12 protein-coding genes are annotated in these 16,583 nt (G+C 71.6%); 4 read left to right on the plus strand and 8 right to left on the minus strand.

The window, feature by feature from the left end:
- Positions 1–108 precede the first annotated feature (108 nt).
- Positions 109–1,161: an aromatic ring-hydroxylating oxygenase subunit alpha gene (locus tag ACTXG6_RS27640; protein ID WP_445190122.1), complete on the plus strand. Its 1,053-nt coding sequence runs from the start codon at positions 109–111 to the stop codon at positions 1,159–1,161.
- A 142-nt stretch (positions 1,162–1,303) separates the two neighbouring features.
- Here ACTXG6_RS27640 and ACTXG6_RS27645 read toward each other — a convergent pair whose 3' ends face one another.
- From ACTXG6_RS27645 to glyA, 7 genes are all read right to left on the minus strand, one after another.
- Positions 1,304–2,554 carry an ABC transporter permease gene (locus ACTXG6_RS27645; RefSeq protein WP_445182308.1) on the minus strand — a complete coding sequence of 417 codons (1,251 nt, stop codon included), beginning with the start codon at positions 2,552–2,554 and terminating at the stop codon, positions 1,304–1,306.
- 207 nt (positions 2,555–2,761) lie between these two features.
- Positions 2,762–4,135, minus strand: coding sequence for an L-serine ammonia-lyase (locus ACTXG6_RS27650; protein ID WP_445182309.1), 1,374 nt, complete (start codon positions 4,133–4,135; stop codon positions 2,762–2,764).
- The gene (locus ACTXG6_RS27655) at positions 4,132–4,764 is read right to left on the minus strand and encodes a sarcosine oxidase subunit gamma (protein ID WP_445182310.1); all 633 of its coding nucleotides are present in this window, start codon (positions 4,762–4,764) and stop codon (positions 4,132–4,134) included. Before ACTXG6_RS27655 ends, ACTXG6_RS27650 begins: the two co-directional genes overlap by 4 nt.
- Positions 4,754–7,657, minus strand: a complete 2,904-nt coding sequence (locus tag ACTXG6_RS27660; protein ID WP_445182311.1) for a 2Fe-2S iron-sulfur cluster-binding protein — start codon at positions 7,655–7,657, stop codon at positions 4,754–4,756. The genes ACTXG6_RS27655 and ACTXG6_RS27660 overlap by 11 nt, the downstream gene beginning before the upstream one ends.
- The gene (locus ACTXG6_RS27665; RefSeq protein ID WP_445182312.1) at positions 7,654–7,932 is read right to left on the minus strand and encodes a sarcosine oxidase subunit delta; all 279 of its coding nucleotides are present in this window, start codon (positions 7,930–7,932) and stop codon (positions 7,654–7,656) included. Before ACTXG6_RS27665 ends, ACTXG6_RS27660 begins: the two co-directional genes overlap by 4 nt.
- A 107-nt stretch (positions 7,933–8,039) precedes the next feature.
- The gene (locus ACTXG6_RS27670) at positions 8,040–9,257 is read right to left on the minus strand and encodes a sarcosine oxidase subunit beta family protein (protein WP_445182313.1); all 1,218 of its coding nucleotides are present in this window, start codon (positions 9,255–9,257) and stop codon (positions 8,040–8,042) included.
- Complete coding sequence (gene glyA, locus ACTXG6_RS27675) at positions 9,254–10,534, minus strand: serine hydroxymethyltransferase (protein ID WP_445182314.1); 1,281 nt, start codon at positions 10,532–10,534, stop codon at positions 9,254–9,256. Before glyA ends, ACTXG6_RS27670 begins: the two co-directional genes overlap by 4 nt.
- A 128-nt stretch (positions 10,535–10,662) precedes the next feature.
- On the opposite strand from glyA, the gene ACTXG6_RS27680 reads away from it, so the two are divergent.
- Entirely contained in the window at positions 10,663–11,319 is a 657-nt protein-coding gene (locus tag ACTXG6_RS27680; protein ID WP_445182315.1) for a GntR family transcriptional regulator, read from the plus strand.
- Positions 11,320–11,454: 135 nt separating this feature from the next.
- Positions 11,455–13,920 (plus strand): GcvT family protein, encoded by a 2,466-nt coding sequence (locus ACTXG6_RS27685; protein WP_445182316.1) that lies wholly within the window; start codon positions 11,455–11,457, stop codon positions 13,918–13,920.
- 48 nt (positions 13,921–13,968) lie between these two features.
- On the opposite strand, the gene ACTXG6_RS27690 is transcribed toward ACTXG6_RS27685, so the two are convergent.
- A complete protein-coding gene (locus ACTXG6_RS27690) occupies positions 13,969–15,384 on the minus strand; it encodes an MFS transporter (RefSeq protein ID WP_445182317.1) in 1,416 nt (471 codons plus the stop codon).
- A gap of 158 nt (positions 15,385–15,542) precedes the next feature.
- Here ACTXG6_RS27690 and ACTXG6_RS27695 point away from each other — a divergent pair, with 158 nt between their 5' ends.
- Positions 15,543–16,577 carry a cytochrome c oxidase assembly protein gene (locus ACTXG6_RS27695; RefSeq protein WP_445182318.1) on the plus strand — a complete coding sequence of 345 codons (1,035 nt, stop codon included), beginning with the start codon at positions 15,543–15,545 and terminating at the stop codon, positions 16,575–16,577.
- The last annotated feature ends 6 nt before the right edge of the window (positions 16,578–16,583 follow it).

The raw sequence follows: 16,583 nt of genomic DNA on the forward strand, positions 1-16,583 counted from the left end.
GTCCCGACCGACACCGTCCCGACCGGCACCATTCCGACCGCAAAAGGGCCCGCGCTGCCGGCCAGCCTGGTCGCCACCCCGCCCGGTGAGCACTACGCCGACGCGGGAATGTTCGCCCTCGAACAGGCCCGCATCTTCGAGGCCACCTGGTTCGCCGCCGCCCGCACCGCCGACATGCCCACCGCCGGCGCCTTCCGGACCGTGCAGGTCGGGCGGGAGAACGTACTGCTGGTGCGGGACCGGCGCGGCAAGCTGGGCGCATTCCTCAACGTGTGCCGCCACCGGGGCGCGCGGCTGTGCACCGAGCCGGCCGGCACCGTGCGGAACGCCGTCCGCTGCCCGTACCACGCCTGGACCTACGGGCTGGACGGCAAGCTGATCGCGGCACCCAACCTGGACGCGATGGCCGATGTGGACCGCACCGAGTACGGCATGCGCCGGGTGCACCTGCGAGAATGGCTGGGCACCGCGTGGGTCTGTCTGGCGCCGGAGCCGCCGAGCTTCGAGCAGACCGTGATGGGCTCGGTGGCCGACCGCCTCGGCGGCGAGAGCGTCATCGACGACTGGCGGGTCGACGAGCTGCTACTGGGCCGGCGGATCGTCTACGACGTCAAGGCGAACTGGAAGCTCATCGTGGAGAACTTCATGGAGTGCTACCACTGCGCGACCATCCACCCCGAGCTGACCGAGGTCCTGCCCGAGTTCGCCGACGGCTACGCGGCCCAGTACTACGTCGGGCACGGCGCCGAGTTCGGCGAGGACGTGCAGGGGTTCACACTCGACGGCAGCGCGAGCTTCCCGAGGCTGAACACGGTGGACGAGTCCCACGACCGGCGCTACTACGCGATCACGGTGAACCCGCAGGTCTTCATCAACCTGGTGCCGGACCACGTGATCTTCCACCGGATGTACCCGATGGCGGCCGACCGCACGATCGTCGAGTGCGACTGGCTCTACGCCCCGGAGGTGGTGGCCGGCGGCGCGGACGTGTCCAACTCCGTCGAGCTGTTCCACCGGGTCAACCAGCAGGACTTCGACGCCTGCGAGCGCTGCCAGCTGTCCATGACGTCGCGGATGTACGCCGACGGTGGCGTCCTGGTGCCCAGCGAGCACCACATCAGTGCGTTCCACGAGTGGGTCGCCACGCAGCTGGCCGGCTGACCACGGGCTCGCGCTCACCGCCGGCGCTCACCGCCGGCGCTCACACAGCCCGTCCGGCTCGACACAGCAGCCCAACGCGCTGTGTGAGCGGGGCGCGGGCTGTGTGAGTGGTCTGACCCGTTGATCACCGGCTCGGCGCTCGTCAGTAGCGCAGGGCGTCGATGGGGTGTAGCCGCGAGGCCCGCAGCGCCGGGTAGCCGCCGGCCACGAACCCGATGACGATGCTCACCGCGAACGCGAGCAGCACCGCGGTCGGGGACACCTCGGGCGCGCCGAGCTTCGGCAGGTACAGCGGCACCAACTTCGCACTCACGAGAGTCAGGCCGACGCCGAGCGCCACGCCGCCCAACCCGCCCAGACTGGCGAGCGTCATCGACTCGATCAGGAACTGCTTCATGATCGCGCTGCGCCGCGCGCCGATGGCCTTGCGGATACCGATCTCACTGGTCCGCTCGGTCACCGTGACCAGCATGATGTTGGCGACCCCCAACGCACCGACGAACAACGAGATGCCGGCGACCCCGACCGCGAACCAGGTCAACAGGGTCAGGTACTGGTCGGTGTCCTCCATCTGGTTGATCAACGCAACGATGCTGTAGTCGCGCTGGCCGGGTTCCTTGACGAGATGCTGCTTGTCCAGGATCGCGTGGATCTCGTCGACGGCGGCCGGCACCCGGTCGGCGCTGGTCGCCATCACGCCGATCCCGCTGAGGTTGTTGCCGCCGGGCCCCACGCCGAAGACGGAGTACCGCGCGGTCGTCATCGGCATCACCGCGATGTTGTCCTGGTCGCCGCCGGTCCGCAGCACCCCGACGACCTTGTAGTTGGCCCGGTCGACCTTGACCTCCGAGCCGACCGCGGCGGCCCCGTCGCCCCCGTACAGGTACATGACCGCTCTCGGCGCCAGTACAACCACCTTCGCCTTGGCGCGGTACTCCTCGTCGGTGAAGAACCGGCCGAACTCGACCTCGCGGTTACGGATGTTCAGCCAGCCCGCGTCGGTGCCGACCAGGGTCGCGCTGTAGGTGTTGGTGCCTTCGTGCAGCGTCCCCACCCCAGACAGCAGCGGCGTCAGGTCGGTGACGTCCGGCGCCTTGCGCAGCGCCTGCAGGTCGTCGTCGTTGAGGTTGCGCGCACCGTTGCCACCGGGCACCTCGCCGGTCGACTTGCCGATGGTGATGCCGGCGGCCAAGGACCCCATCTGCTCGTTGAACGACGTCTTCATCCCGTTGCCGAGCCCCACCAGCACGATCACCGCTGTCACGCCGATCACGATGCTCAGCATGGTCAACGCGGTACGGAGCCGGGCTGCACCCATGCTCCGCAACGCAATGATGAGTGCCTCTCTGACGTGCATCCGCGCTCCCCGCTCGACCGCCAACTCGTCCAGCATTCAATATCCCCACACATAAGGGAAGCTTTACCTACCTGTGAATGCTGCTCGAGTCTCAGGCATCGGGGCCCCACCCGCGGCGGCGCGCTCGCCAGGTGCGGCAGGTCACAGCGCTGGCCGAGAACCACTGGCCCAGGAACCACTGGCCGAGAAACCACACTGCCCGCCTCGCATGCGGCGAGACGGGCAGTGCGCAACAGCGGGAGCTCAGCACTCGATGACGTTCACCGCGAGACCGCCGCGCGAGGTCTCCTTGTACTTGACCTTCATATCGGCGCCGGTCTCCCGCATTGTCTTGATCACCTTGTCGAGGCTGACCACATGCGTGCCATCACCGCGCAGTGCCATCCGGGCCGCGTTGATCGCCTTGATCGAGCCCATCGCATTGCGCTCGATGCACGGGATCTGCACCAGCCCGCCGACCGGGTCGCAGGTCAGGCCCAGGTTGTGCTCCATGCCGATCTCGGCCGCGTTCTCCACCTGCCGAGCGCTGCCCCCCAGCACCTCACACAGCGCGCCGGCCGCCATCGAGCACGCCGAGCCCACCTCGCCCTGGCAGCCGACCTCGGCCCCGGAGATCGACGCGCCCTCCTTGTAGATCGTCCCGATCGCGCCGGCGGTGAGCAGGAACCGCACCACTCCGTCGTCGCTGGCGCCGGGCACGAAGCGCTTGTAGTAGTGCAGGACCGCCGGCACGATGCCGGCCGCGCCGTTGGTCGGGGCGGTGACCACACGGCCGCCGGAGGCGTTCTCCTCGTTCACCGCGAGCGCGTACAGCGACACCCAGTCCATCACCTGCAGCGGGTCGACGCTGCCGCCCTCGGCCAGCAGTCGCTGGTAGAGGTCCGCCGCCCGCCGGCGGACCCGCAGGCCACCGGGCATCACGCCGCCCCGCTCACAGCCGCGCGCCACGCAGGCCTGCATGACCTGCCAGATCCGCAGCAGGTCGTCCCGCACCTGCGCCTCGGTGCGTCGGGACAGCTCGTTGGCGAGCATCACGCCGCTCACCGGCAGCCCGGTGTCGGAGCAGTGCAGCAGCAGGTCGGCCGCGGTACGGAACGGGTGGGCCACCGGGGCGGTGTCCGGCACGATCCGGGCCGGCTCCCCCGCCGGGTCGTCCAGCACGAAACCGCCGCCCACCGAGTAGTAGGTGCGCTCGGCCACCAGCTCGCCGGTACCGGAGCGGGCTTGGAACAGCATGCCGTTCGGGTGCAGCGGCAGGGTGCGCCGCCGGTGCAGCACCAGGTCCTCGCCCTCGTCGAAGTCGACCTCGGGGCCGCCGGCGCCCAGCCGCAGGCGGCCGCTCTCCCGGACCGCCGCGACCCACTCCGGCGACCGCTCGGTGTCCACCGTCTCCGGTCGTTCACCGGCCAGCCCCAACAGGACCGCCGCCGGTGAGCCGTGCCCGTGGCCGGTGGCGCCGAGCGAGCCGAACAGCTCGCACCGCACCTGGGCCACCGAGTCCAGCTGCCCGTCGGCGGCCAGCCGCTCGACGAACCGCAGCGCGGCCCGCATCGGGCCGACCGTGTGCGAGGACGACGGGCCGATGCCGACGGAGAACAGGTCGAAGACGCTGATCACTGTGGCGCGACCGTCCAGTACTCCCCGGCGGCGTCGGTCAGCCAGGCGGCCAGGTAACCGGCGAAGGAGCCGCGCACCAGCAGCCGGAAGGTCTCCCCCGGCGAGTCCTCTGCGCCGTCTGTTGCGTCGCTGGCGGGGCGCCAGATCACCACCTGTGCCCTGGCCAGCATTGTCTGTACGCACCGCCCTGGACCGAACACCCGGGGGTGCAGGTCCAGCGGGCAGCCCTGCTCCAGCACCTCCCTGGCGGACGGGCCGGTCAGCTCGATCGTGGTCCGGTTGGCCGAGAGGTCGACCGCCGACCCACGCTGGCCGGCGAGCAGCCCGCGCAGCAGCTCGACCAGGTCCGACGCCGCCCCGTCCGGCCCCAGCACCAGCCACTCGTCCGGCCCCAGCCAGAGCACCGACCAGCCCGGCGAGCTGACCGCCGTGTTCGGCTCGGTGGGCAGCTCGACGCCCAGCAGCGCGGCGATCCGCCCGGCCACCGGGCCGGCCGGGTCCACCCGCAGGTTCACCATGGACAGGTAGGGCACCTCGGCGAGCTGCAGGCGATCCGGTCGCCCGGCCCGCCAGCCCTCGAGCGGGCTGTGCCGGACCTCGGGCTGCGCAGCGCTGGTCTCAACCGTCACGGCGGGCTCCCTCCTTGTCGTAGAACACCGGCTCGGTGACCGTGGCTGCGATCGTGCGGTCGCCCAGCGGGGCCAACACGGTCTCGCCGATCCGGTGCCGGCCGTTCTTGATCAGCGCCAGCGCGAAGGTGCGCTCCAGCGCCGCGCTGTGGTAGCTGGACGTGACGTGGCCGAGCATCGGCACCGGCGCCACCTCCGGGGTGATCGGCACCCCCTCGGCCACCAGCTGGACACCCTCCGGCAACAGCGCCCCCGGGTCCACCGGCAGCAGGCCGACCAGGTGCTTGCGGTCGGTCCGCGCGGTGTCCGGACGGGCCAGCGAGCGGCGCCCGACGAAGTCCTTGCGGGTGGACACGACCCAGCTCATGCCGAGGTCCTCCGGGGTGACCGTGCCGTCGGTGTCCTGCCCGACGATCGGGAACCCCTTCTCCGCGCGCAGCACGTGCATCGTCTCGGTGCCGTACGGGGTGATGCCGTACGGCTGGCCGGCGGCGAACACGGTCTCCCAGGTCGAGAGCCCGTGCCAGCTCGCCACGTTGATCTCGTAGGCCAGCTCGCCGGAGAACGACACCCGGGCGATCCGGGCCGGCACGCCGCTGCTGAGCACCGCGTCCCGCACCGTCATGAACGGGAACTCCTCGGCGGAGCAGGCCAGCCCGGGGGCCACCGCCGAGACCACCGCGCGCGACTGGGGCCCGACCACCGCGATGGTCACCCACTGCTCGGTGACCGAGGTGAACGTGACGTCCAGCTCCGGCCACTCGGTCTGCGACCACTCCTCCAGCCAGTCCATCACCGCGGCCGCGTTGCCGGTGGTGGTGGTGAGGTAGAAGTGGTCCTCGGCCAGTCGGATCGTCACGCCGTCGTCGAACACCATGCCGTCGGCCTTGCACATCACGCCGTAGCGCGCCCAGCCGACCTTCAGCTTGGCGAACGCGTTGGTGTAGATCCGGTTCAGGAACTCCCCGGCGTCCCGACCGCGGATGTCGATCTTGCCGAGGGTGGTGGCGTCCATCATGCCGACCCCGGTGCGCGCGGCCCGGCACTCGCGCAGCACGGCCGCGTGCAGATCCTCGCCGTCGCGGGGGTAGTACCACGGCCGCTTCCACTGGCCGACGTTCTCGAACTCGGCGCCGGCGGCCACGTGCCACGGGTGGACCGCGGTGGTGCGCACCGGGTCGTGCAGCTCGCCCCGGTTCCGGCCGGCCATCAGGGCGAACGAGACCGGCGTGTACGGCGCGCGGAAGGTGGTCGTGCCCAGCTCGCCGGGCGAGGCGAGCCCCAGCGCGGCGGCGATCACCCCGTTGGCCACCACGCCCGAGGTGCGGCCCTGGTCCTGGCCGGTGCCGATGGTCGTGTAGCGCTTGATGTGCTCCACCGAGCGCATGCCCGCCCCGGTGGCCCGCCAGACGTCGGCCACCGTGGCGTCGCGCTGCAGGTCCACGAAGTGGTCCCGCCAGCCGCCCGGCTCGCCCTCCCCCGGCACCAGCCACACCGGCCGGTCCGGAGCGGGGTGGCGGGCCGGCACAGCCGGCAGCTCGGGACGCGCCCCCGGGTAGCCCGAACGGGCGGCCGCTTCGACGCCGGCGTCGGCGCCTTCGGCCAGGCAACCGGCCAGGTCGCGGGTGCCGTTCGCGGCGCCCACCACCCGCAACCCGTCGAGCTGGGCCGCCGGCACGAACGCGGCGCGCTCGTCGTCCCACCGCAGCGTGCCCCTGGCCTGGCTGAACAGGTGCACCACCGGGTTCCAGCCACCGGAGCTGGCGAGCAGGTCGCAGTCCAGCTCCCGGCCGTTGTCCAGCCGGACGGCGCTGATCCGCGCGGTACCGGCCGCGGCGGAGGTACCGCTGACGACCGCGCCGGCGATCACCTCGATGCCCGCCGCTGTGGCCCGCTCGACCAGCTCTGCCGGCGGCTCCGGGCGGGTGTCCACCAGCGCGGACACCTCGGCGCCGGCGGCGCGCAGGTCCAGCGCCGTGTCGTAGGCGCTGTCGTTCGTGGTCAGCAGCACCGCGCGGCGGCCGGGCAGCACGGCGTAGCGGTTCAGGTAGGTGCGCACCGCGCCGGCCAGCATGATGCCCGGCCGGTCGTTGTCGGCGAACACCATCGGCCGCTCGTGCGCACCGGCGGCCAGCACGATCCGCTTCGCGCGCACGTGCCACAGCCGCTGCCGGGACACCTCCGCCGGTGCGGCAGCCCCGAGGTGGTCGGTGCGGCGCTCGGCGACCAGCACGTAGTTCGCGGCGACGCTGAACGCGGTGGCGCGGCGCAGCACCCGCACCTCCGGCCGGGCGGCCAGCGCGGCGGCCGCGCCGGCCACCCAGTCCGCCAGCGCGGGGTTGCGCTCGGCCAGCAGCTGGCCGCCGGGCTCGGGCTGCTCGTCCACCAGCAGCACCCGGGCGCCCCCGGCGGACGCGGCCAGCGCGGCGGCCAGCCCGGCCGGCCCGGCGCCGACCACCAGCACGTCGGTGTGCACGAACTTCTTGTCGTGCCGCGCCTCGTCGGTGCTCGGGTCCAGCCGGCCGACCCCGGACAGCGTCTCGGCGGACAGCCCGTCGAACAGCTCCACCGCGGTCGCCGGCAGCATCGGTTCGGCGTTGTCCCCCGGGCGGGCGCCGGCGAGCTGGAGCAGCGCGTTCGGCTCCTCCACCCCGGCCGCCACGATGCCCCTCGGCCGCCCCCGGTAGATCGACGGGGCCACCTCGAGCCGCCCGTTGGCGATCAGCGCGGACGCCACGGTGTCGCCGGGGTGCCCGGTCAGCTCGACGCCGTCGACGGTGGCCCGCAGCGTGACCGATCGGTCGATGCGCCCGCCGGTGGGCAGCCGGTTGGGCTGTCCGGTCGGCGTGGAAGGGGCGCTCGGTGCCGATGACTCGCTCGTGAACTCACTCATGCCGTCACCGGCCGCTGCTCGCCGGTCCGGTACACGGCGAGGATCTCGCTGGTCACCGTGTCCCGCACGACGTTGAACCAGCGGCGGCACCCCGCGCTGTGCACCCAGCGCTCGGCGTACGGGCCCTTGGTGTTGTCCCGGACGAACAGGTACTCCGCCCAGGTGGCGTCGTCGAGCTCCAGCGTGTTGGCCGGGTAGGCGACGTGCGCCTGCCCGCCGTAGTGGAACTCGGTCTCCTCACGCGGCCCGCACCACGGGCAGCTGATCAACAACATCGGTAGCTCCTAGTGAGCGGTGGGCCTGGTGTTACCGAGCTGCACAGGAGGCAGGTTTCGAGCCGCTCGAACCTGCCTGGTGTGCAGCTCGGTAACAAGGGGACGGGTCAGTGTGCGACGCCGGCGGCGCCGTGCTCGTCGATCAGTGCGCCCGAGGTGAAGCGGTCCAGCCCGAACGGGGCGGCCAGCGCGTCCGGCGCCCCGGTGGCCAGCAGGTGGGCGAACACCCGACCGACGGCCGGGGTGGCCTTGAAACCGCCGGTCCCCCAGCCGCAGTTGATGAACAGGTTCTCCAGCGGCGTCGGTCCGATGATCGGCGACGCGTCCGGGGTGACGTCCACGATGCCGCCCCAGCTCCGGATCATGTGCGCCCGGCCGAAGATCGGGAACAGCTCTAGCGCGGCGGCCATCTGCTCCTCGATCACGTGCACCGACCCGCGCTGGCCGTAGGAGTTGTACGGGTCGATGCCCGCCCCCATCACCAGCTCGCCCTTGTGCGCCTGGCTGACGTAGACGTGCACGTGGTTGGACATCACCACGGTGGGGTGCACGGGTTCGAGCAGCTCCGAGACCAGCGCCTGCAGCGGGTGGCTCTGGATCGGCAGCCGCACCCCGACGGTGTCGGCGAGCACGCTGGAGTGCCCGGCAGCGGCCATCCCGACCCGGCCGGCGCGAATGGGCCCGAGCTTCGTCTGTACGCCGGTGACCCGGTCGCCATCGCGCAGGAAGCCGGTGACCTCGCAGCCCTGGATCAGGTCCACGCCCAGGTCGTCGCTGCGCCGGGCGAATGCCCAGGCCACGTGGTCGTGCTTGGCGATGCCGGCCCTGGGCTGCCAGGTGCCGCCGAGCACCGGGTACCGGACGTCCGGCGACACGTTGAGGATCGGGCAGACCTTCTGCGCCTCGGCGGCGTCCAGCCACTCGCCGTCGACCCCGTTGAGCCGGTTGGCGTAGACCCGGCGCATGCTGTCCCGCGCGTCCTGCAGGGTGTGCGCCAGGTTCAGCACACCGCGCTGGCTGAACAGGAAGTCGTAGTCCAGCTCGGCGGGCAGCCCCTCCCACAGCTTCAGCGCGTGCTCGTAGATCGCCGAGCTCTCGTCGAGGAGGTAGTTGGACCGGATGATCGTGGTGTTGCGGGCCATGTTGCCGCCGGCCAGCCAACCCTTCTCCAGCACCGCCACGTTGCGCACGCCGTAGTGCTGTGCCAGGTAGTAGGCGGTGGCCAGGCCGTGTCCACCGGCCCCGACGATGACCACGTCGTAGGCGCGCTTCGGCTCCGGGGTGCGCCACAGCCAGTCCGGCTGCTCCGGCAGTGCCGGGGTCACGCCGGCTTCCCGAAGTTCGCCACCCCGGGGTAGAGCGGGTGCTTGGCGACCAGCGCGTCCACCCGGGCCCGCAGGGCGTCCTCCCGGTAACCGGGCTTCAATGCCTCGGCCAGGATGTCGGCCACCTCGACGAAGTCCTCGGTGTCGAAGCCCCGGGTGGCCAGCGCGGGGGTGCCGATCCGCAGCCCGGAGCTGACCATCGGCGGCCTCGGGTCGAACGGCACCGCGTTGCGGTTGACCGTGATGCCGATCCGGTGCAGCCGGTCCTCGCCCTGCTGCCCGTCCAGCTCGGCGTTGCGCAGGTCGACGAGCACCAGGTGCACGTCGGTACCGCCGGTGGCCACCGTGATGCCGTGCTCGGCGACGTCGGCCGCGAGCAGCCGCTCGGCGAGGATCCGCGCGCCGTCCAGCGTGCGCTGCTGGCGTTCGGCGAACTCCGGGGCCGCCGCCGCCTTGAAGGACACCGCCTTGGCCGCGATCACATGCTCCAGCGGTCCGCCCTGCTGCCCCGGGAACACCGCGGAGTTGATCTTCTTGGCGAGGTCGGCGCGGCACAGGATGGCACCGCCGCGCGGCCCGCCGAGGGTCTTGTGCGTGGTCGTGGTGACCACGTCGGCGTAGGGCACCGGATTCTCGTGCAGCCCGGCGGCGACCAGGCCGGCGAAGTGGGCCATGTCCACCATCAGGTGCGCACCCACCTCGTCGGCCACCCGGCGGAAGTGCGCGAAGTCCAGCTGGCGGGGGTAGGCCGACCAGCCGGCGAGGATCAGCTTCGGCTGGTGCTCCTTGGCCAGTCGTTCCACCTCGTCGGCGTCGATCAGGCCGTCCTCGGCCCGGACGTGGTAGGCGGCGACGTCGTAGAGCCGGCCGGAGAAGTTCAGCTTCATGCCGTGCGAGAGATGGCCGCCGTGCGCGAGGTCCAGCCCGAGAATCGTGTCCCCGGGCCGCAACAGCGCGTGCATCACCGCCGCGTTCGCCTGCGCGCCGGAGTGCGGCTGCACGTTGGCGTGCTCGGCCCCGAACAGCGCCTTGAGCCGGTCGATGGCCAGCTGCTCGACGACGTCGACGTGCTCGCACCCGCCGTAGTAGCGCCGGCCCGGGTAGCCCTCGGCGTACTTGTTGGTGAGCACCGAACCCTGCGCCTGCAGAACCGCGACCGGCGCGAAGTTCTCCGAGGCGATCATCTCCAGGGTGTCGCGCTGACGCCCCAGCTCGGCATCCAGTGCGGCGGCGACCTCGGGGTCAAAGCTCCCCAGGTCCTGGTCGAAGGCGCTCATCAGGCTCCTCGCGTCTCGGTGCGGGCACGTATCGGTGGCGACTCAGTGGCGACTCGGTGGCGACTCGCGGCAACTTAAATACCGCTGCCTGCGTTCTGATATTTCAGATGTACGTTAGGCTAGGAACCATGACCGGCGGCGTCAACCACTTCCTTCCAGGTCGAACCCCCCTCCTCGCCGACAAGGCGTACGCGGAGGTCCGCGACATGATCGTCACGCTCCGGCTGCCGCCGGGTGCGCCGATCAACGAGGAACGGCTGTCCGCCGAGCTCGGCGTCGGTCGTACCCCGCTGCGGGATGCGCTGAAGCGGCTCGAGTCGGAGACGCTGGTGGCGATCTACCCGAGGCAGGGCACCTTCGTCACCGAGGTGAACATCACCGACCACGGGCTCATCGCCGACGTGCGCCGGCAGCTGGAGGGGCACGCGGCACAGCGCGCGGCTGAGCGGGTCACCTCGGCCGACCGGACGATGCTGCACGAGCTGATCGCCGAGGTCCGGCACAGCGACGGCGGCCGGGAGACCAGCATGCGGCTGGACACCGCGATCCACCGGGCGATCTACCGCTGCGCGCACAACCGGTACCTCGAGTCGACCCTCGACCACTACTACAACCTGTCGCTGCGCATCTGGTACCTGTTCCTGGAGCAGCTGCCCGAGGTCGACCACGTCGAGCACCACGTGCCGATGATCGAGGCGATCCTGGCCGGCAACGGCGTGCTGGCCCGCGAGCTCGCGGTGCACCACGTCGACCACTTCGAGCAGTCCGTCCGCGAGACGCTGTAGTGGCCTGGTGCGGCCGGGTGGCGCCCTCGTCAGGCGGCGATACGCGGCCACACACCCCTTGACACGGCGCTCCCCGACGGGCGACTCTCGTTGCGTCAGGTGATGTGTGTTGCAGATAGTGCACCGGAGGCACTCATGGTCGGACCCCAGGTCGTCATCATCGGGGCGGGCGTTGTCGGGGCCGCCCTCGCCGATGAGCTCTCGGCGAAGGGCTGGGACGACATCACGCTGGTCGATCAGGGCCCGCTGCCGGAACCCGGCGGCTCGTCCTCGCACGCGCCCGGCCTGGTGTTCCAGACGAACTCCTCGAAGACGATGACCGAGCTGGCCACCTACACGGTGGAGAAGCTGTGCTCCCTGGACGTCGCGGGTGAGCCGTGCTTCCTGCAGGTCGGCGGCCTGGAGGTGGCCACCAGCGAGGCGCGGCTGGCCGAGCTGCACCGGCGCGCCGGCTGGGCCCGCGCCTGGGGCGTGGCCGCCGAGGTGGTCGGGCCCGACCGGTGTCTGGAGTTGGCCCCGATGCTGGACCGGGACCGGGTGCTCGGCGGGCTGCACGTGCCGACCGACGGGCTGGCCAAGGCGGTGCGCGCGGTGCAGGCACAGGTGGAGCGGGCCGCCGCGCGGGGCGTCCGAGTTCTGGAGCGCACCGAGGTGCTCGACGTCCGGACCGACGGTGACCGGGTCACCTCGGTGCTGACCGGTGCCGGCGAGCTGCCCGCCGAGATCGTGGTGTGCTGCGCCGGGATCTGGGGCCAGAATGTCGCCGGGATGGTCGGTATGACGCTGCCGCTGACGCCGTTGGCGCACCAGCTGGCCTGGACCGGCCAGGTCCCCGGCCTCGCCGGCCAGGCCGAGGAGGCCGTGCGCCCGATCCTGCGGCACCAGGACGCCGGTCTGTACTACCGGGAGCGCTTCGACACCCTGGGCATCGGCTACTACGGGCACCGCCCGATGCCGGTCGGGGTCGCCGACATCCTCAGCGTGGACGACGCTCGCAAGCTGACAGGGATGCCCTCGGTGCAGCCGTTCACCGACGAGGACTTCGCCGAGGCGTGGCGCGAGACCAACGCGCTGCTGCCGAGCACCGCCGGCGCGAAGATCGAGGAAGGCATCAACGGCCTGTTCTCCTTCACCACCGACGACATGCCGCTGCTCGGCGAGTCCGCGCGGGTGAAGGGCTTCTGGGTGGCCGAGGCGGTGTGGGTGACGCACTCCGCCGGGGTCGGCCGGGCGATGGCCGAGTGGCTGGTCGACGGGCACTGCTCGTCGTTCGACCTGCACGCCTGCGACGTCAACCGGTTCGAGCAGCACCAGCTGGCGCCGGACTACGTGGTCGACCGGGGCTGCCAGAACTTCGTCGAGATCTACGACATCAAGCACCCGCTGCAGCCGATGGAGGAGCCGCGGCCGCTGCGCACCAGCCCGTTCTACCAGCGCCAGCGCGAGCTCGGCGCCTTCTTCCTCGAGGCGAACGGCTGGGAGCGGCCGCACTGGTACGAGGCCAACGCCGGTCTGGTGGAGGGCCGCGACATCCCGGTGCCCAACAACCACCCGGACGACTGGGCGGCCCGGTACTGGTCGCCGATCGTCGGCGCCGAGGCCCAGTACACCCGCGAAGCGGTAGCCATCTACGACATGAGCGCGCTCAAGCACCTCGAGGTCGCCGGGCCGGGAGCCGCCGCGTTCCTGAACCGGATGTGCACCGGTTCGGTCGACAAGTCGGTCGGCGCGGTGACCTACACGCTGCTGTTGGACGTCGACGGCGGCATCCGTAGCGATGTCACCGTGGCCCGGCTGGAGCGGGACCTCTTCCAGGTCGGCGCCAACGGCAACCTGGACCTGGACTGGCTGACCCGGTGGTTGCCGGCGGACGGCTCGGTGTCGGTCCGCGACGTCACCCCGGGCACCTGCTGCATCGGACTCTGGGGGCCGCGCGCTCGCGACGTGCTGCAGCCGCTGACCAGCGACGACTTCTCCGCCGGCGGGCTGAAGTACTTCCGGGGCCGGCGCACCTACCTGGGCAACGTGGGAGTCACCGCGCTGCGGCTGTCCTACGTCGGCGAGCTGGGTTGGGAGCTGTACACCACCGCCGACCAGGGCCTCAAGCTCTGGGACACGCTGTGGGCGGCCGGCGCCGAGCACGGGCTCATCGCGGCCGGCCGGGGCGCGTTCAACAGCCTGCGACTGGAGAAGGGCTACCGCTCGTTCGGCACCGACATGACGTTCGAACACGATCCGTGGGAGGCCGGCGTCGGGTTCGCGGTGAAGGCGGACAAGCCGGAGTTCCTCGGCCGCGACGCCGCACTGCGCCGCCGCGAGCAGCCCACCCGCCGACTCAGCTGCCTGACGTTGGCCCGGCCCGGGGCGACGGTGGTGGGCAGCGAGCCGGTGTACGCCGGTTCCGGTGACGCCGCGGTCGGTTACGTGACCAGCGCGGCCTACGGCTACACCACCGGCGCCGGCATCGCCTACGCCTGGCTGCCCGCCGAGCTGAGCACCCCGGGCACCCAGGTACAGATCGGCTACTTCGACAGCCGGCTCACCGCGACCGTCGCCGAGGAACCGCTGTTCGACCCGAAGATGACCCGCCTGCGCGGCTGACCCCCACTACCCGTGAGTGGCGAGTGGTCCCATCGGACCACTCGCCACTCACGAGGTCCGGGCGGCGATGAGCTCGCGGGCCTCCTGTTCGGTGCCGACGGCGGGCTGTGAACCGGCCAGTGGGTCCCCCGCGCTCTCCGCCAGCAGGTACACGCAGACCAGGCCGACCACCCCGGCGCCGACCAGGTAGTAACCCGGCCAGTTCAGGTCACCGGTGGCCAGTACCAGTGCGCTGACCACGGTCGCCGTGGTCCCACCGAACGCCGACACGAACAGGTTGAACGTGATCGACAGCCCGCCGTAGCGGATGTGGGTCGGGAACATCGCGGGCAGCGTGGACGGCGCGGTCGAAGAGAAGCAGACCAGCACCAGCCCGATCACCAGCAGACCGAGGAACGTGGTGAACAGGCCACCGGCGCGGAGCAGCAGCACCGCCGGGAGCCCCAGCACGACCAGCGCGCCGGACCCGATGAGCAGCACCGGGCGGCGGCCGATCCGGTCGCTCAGCCGGCCGAGGAACGTGATCACCACCATCAGCAGGACCAGCACCACGATCTGCAGCAGGTCGGAGGCGTGCTCGCTGATCCCGTGCTCCCCCTTGGACGGCAGCGTCTCGGTCAGGTACGTCGGCACGTAGCTGGTGAGCAGGTAGTTGGTCACGTTCCAGGCGACGATCACGCCCCCGGCCAGCAGCATCGTGCGCCAGTGCTCCACGAAGATCGACCGCAGTGCCTCCTTGGCGCTGATGCCCTCGTGCTGCTCGGAGGAGTCCAGCAGCTGCTCGAACGCCGGCGTCTCCTCCAGCCGGGTCCGCAGGTACAGCCCGGCCAGGCCCAGCGGCAGCGCGAGCAGGAACGGCAGCCGCCAGCCCCAGCTGACCATCTGCGCGTCGGACAGCACCGTCGTCAGCACGGTGACCAGGGTGGCGCCGAGGGCGTAGCCGGTCAGCGTGCCGAACTCCAGCCAACTGCCGAAGAAGCCGCGCCGCCGGTCCGCGCTGTACTCGGCGATGAACGTCATCGCCCCGCCGTACTCACCCCCGGTGGACAACCCCTGCACCACCCGCACCAGCAGCACCAGCAGCGGCGCCGCGATCCCGGCGGCGGCGTAGCTGGGCAGCAGCCCGAGCACCGTGGTGCCGGCCGCCATCATGATCACCGTGATGGCCAGCACCTTGGTCCGGCCGATGCGGTCGCCCAGCGGGCCGAAGATGAAGCCACCGAGCGGGCGGACCAGGAAGGACACCGCGAACACGCCGAACGCGTAGATCACCGCGACCGACTTCGGCAGCTCGGAGAAGAACACCTTGGTGATCGTCGGCACGAGGTAGGCGTAGACGCCGAAGTCGTACCACTCGGTGACGTTCCCGATGGCCGCCGCCGCTACCGCCCGCCGCATGGTCTTGTCGTCGGTGATCGTGACACCGGCGAGGTCGTCCGCCCCGGCGGCTCCGCTCGCGCCCATGTCTCCTCCGCTCCCCGCGAAGATCAGACGTTAGCTCCGCGAAACACCCGTCGCAGCATGGAGGACCCGCACCCTCCCGCCGGGCTCCGCTGAGCGGTTCCTGAGCACGGACGCGACCCGTTTTCGTGATCGACGGCCCCCGGGTGCACGCTGGGCGGGTGCAAGCAGCTGTGTCAGCCGCGGCGGCGGCCCGGGTGATGGCCGCCGGTTACCCCGGACCACCCCCGCTGACCTGGGTCCGGGTGATCACCGCGTGGCAACTGACCCCGGCAACCGTCGCCGCGCTGCTGCTCGCGGCGGCCTACCGAGCCGCGGTACGCCGGTTGCGCGCCAGGGGCGGCCAGTGGCCGGCCACCCGGTGCTGGAGCTTCGTCGCCGGCGGTGTCGGGGCGCTGGTGCTGGTGAACTCGGCGTTCATCGGGGTCTACGCCGGGGTGCTGTTCTGGGCGCGCGCGGTGCAGAACGTGACCCTGCTGATGATCGTGCCGATGTTCTTCGCCATGGGTGCGCCGCTGACCCTGCTGCGCGAGCTGGCCCCGCCGTCGGTGCGCGCGCCGCTGGGCCGGGCACTGCGCTCCCGACTGGCCCGCAAGCTGACCTTCCCGCTGGTGGTCACCCCGATCTTCCTGGTGCCGTTGCCGCTGGTCTACCTGACCCCGATCTACCCGGCCAGCCTCGAGCACGGCTGGGTCGCCGCGCTGGTCGGGACCGGGCTGGTGGGCGCCGGTTGGATGTACTTCTGGACCCGCTTCCGGGTCGACCCGACCCCGCGTACCGACCCGTACCTGGTGAGCCTCGGGATCAGCGCCGCCGAGGTCGTGCTGGACGGGGCGCTCGGGCTGTTCGTCTGGCTCGGGCCGTTGCTCGCGCCGCGCTACTACCTGGCGCTGGGCCGGCCGTGGGGCCCCGACGTACGGCTCGACCAGATCATCGGCGCCGGCGTGCTGTGGATCGGCGGCGACCTCGCCGGGCTGCCCTTCCTCGCCGTGGTGCTGCGCCGGATGACCGGGGAGGACGCCGAGCAGGCCGCGCAGGTGGACGCCGAGCTCGACCATCAGGAGCTCCTGGACAGCCGGGCGGCGCTCGAGCGTGCCGCCGAGGCCGCCGGTACCCAGCCCGCCGCCGAGCCCGACCGCCCCCGCCTGTGGTGGGAGGACCACCCCGAACTGGCCGAACGCTTCCGCCGGCACTGAGCTCCG

The organism is Pseudonocardia sp. Cha107L01, from assembly GCF_052566575.1.

Coding starts and splice junctions, on each gene's coding strand:
- ACTXG6_RS27640 (WP_445190122.1), top strand. CDS start 109: ATGTTCGCCCTCGAACAGGCCCGCATCTTCGAGGCCACCTGGTTCGCC.
- ACTXG6_RS27645 (WP_445182308.1), bottom strand. CDS start 2,554: ATGCTGGACGAGTTGGCGGTCGAGCGGGGAGCGCGGATGCACGTCAGA.
- ACTXG6_RS27660 (WP_445182311.1), bottom strand. CDS start 7,657: ATGAGTGAGTTCACGAGCGAGTCATCGGCACCGAGCGCCCCTTCCACG.
- ACTXG6_RS27665 (WP_445182312.1), bottom strand. CDS start 7,932: ATGTTGTTGATCAGCTGCCCGTGGTGCGGGCCGCGTGAGGAGACCGAG.
- glyA (WP_445182314.1), bottom strand. CDS start 10,534: ATGAGCGCCTTCGACCAGGACCTGGGGAGCTTTGACCCCGAGGTCGCC.
- ACTXG6_RS27680 (WP_445182315.1), top strand. CDS start 10,663: ATGACCGGCGGCGTCAACCACTTCCTTCCAGGTCGAACCCCCCTCCTC.
- ACTXG6_RS27685 (WP_445182316.1), top strand. CDS start 11,455: ATGGTCGGACCCCAGGTCGTCATCATCGGGGCGGGCGTTGTCGGGGCC.
- ACTXG6_RS27690 (WP_445182317.1), bottom strand. CDS start 15,384: ATGGGCGCGAGCGGAGCCGCCGGGGCGGACGACCTCGCCGGTGTCACG.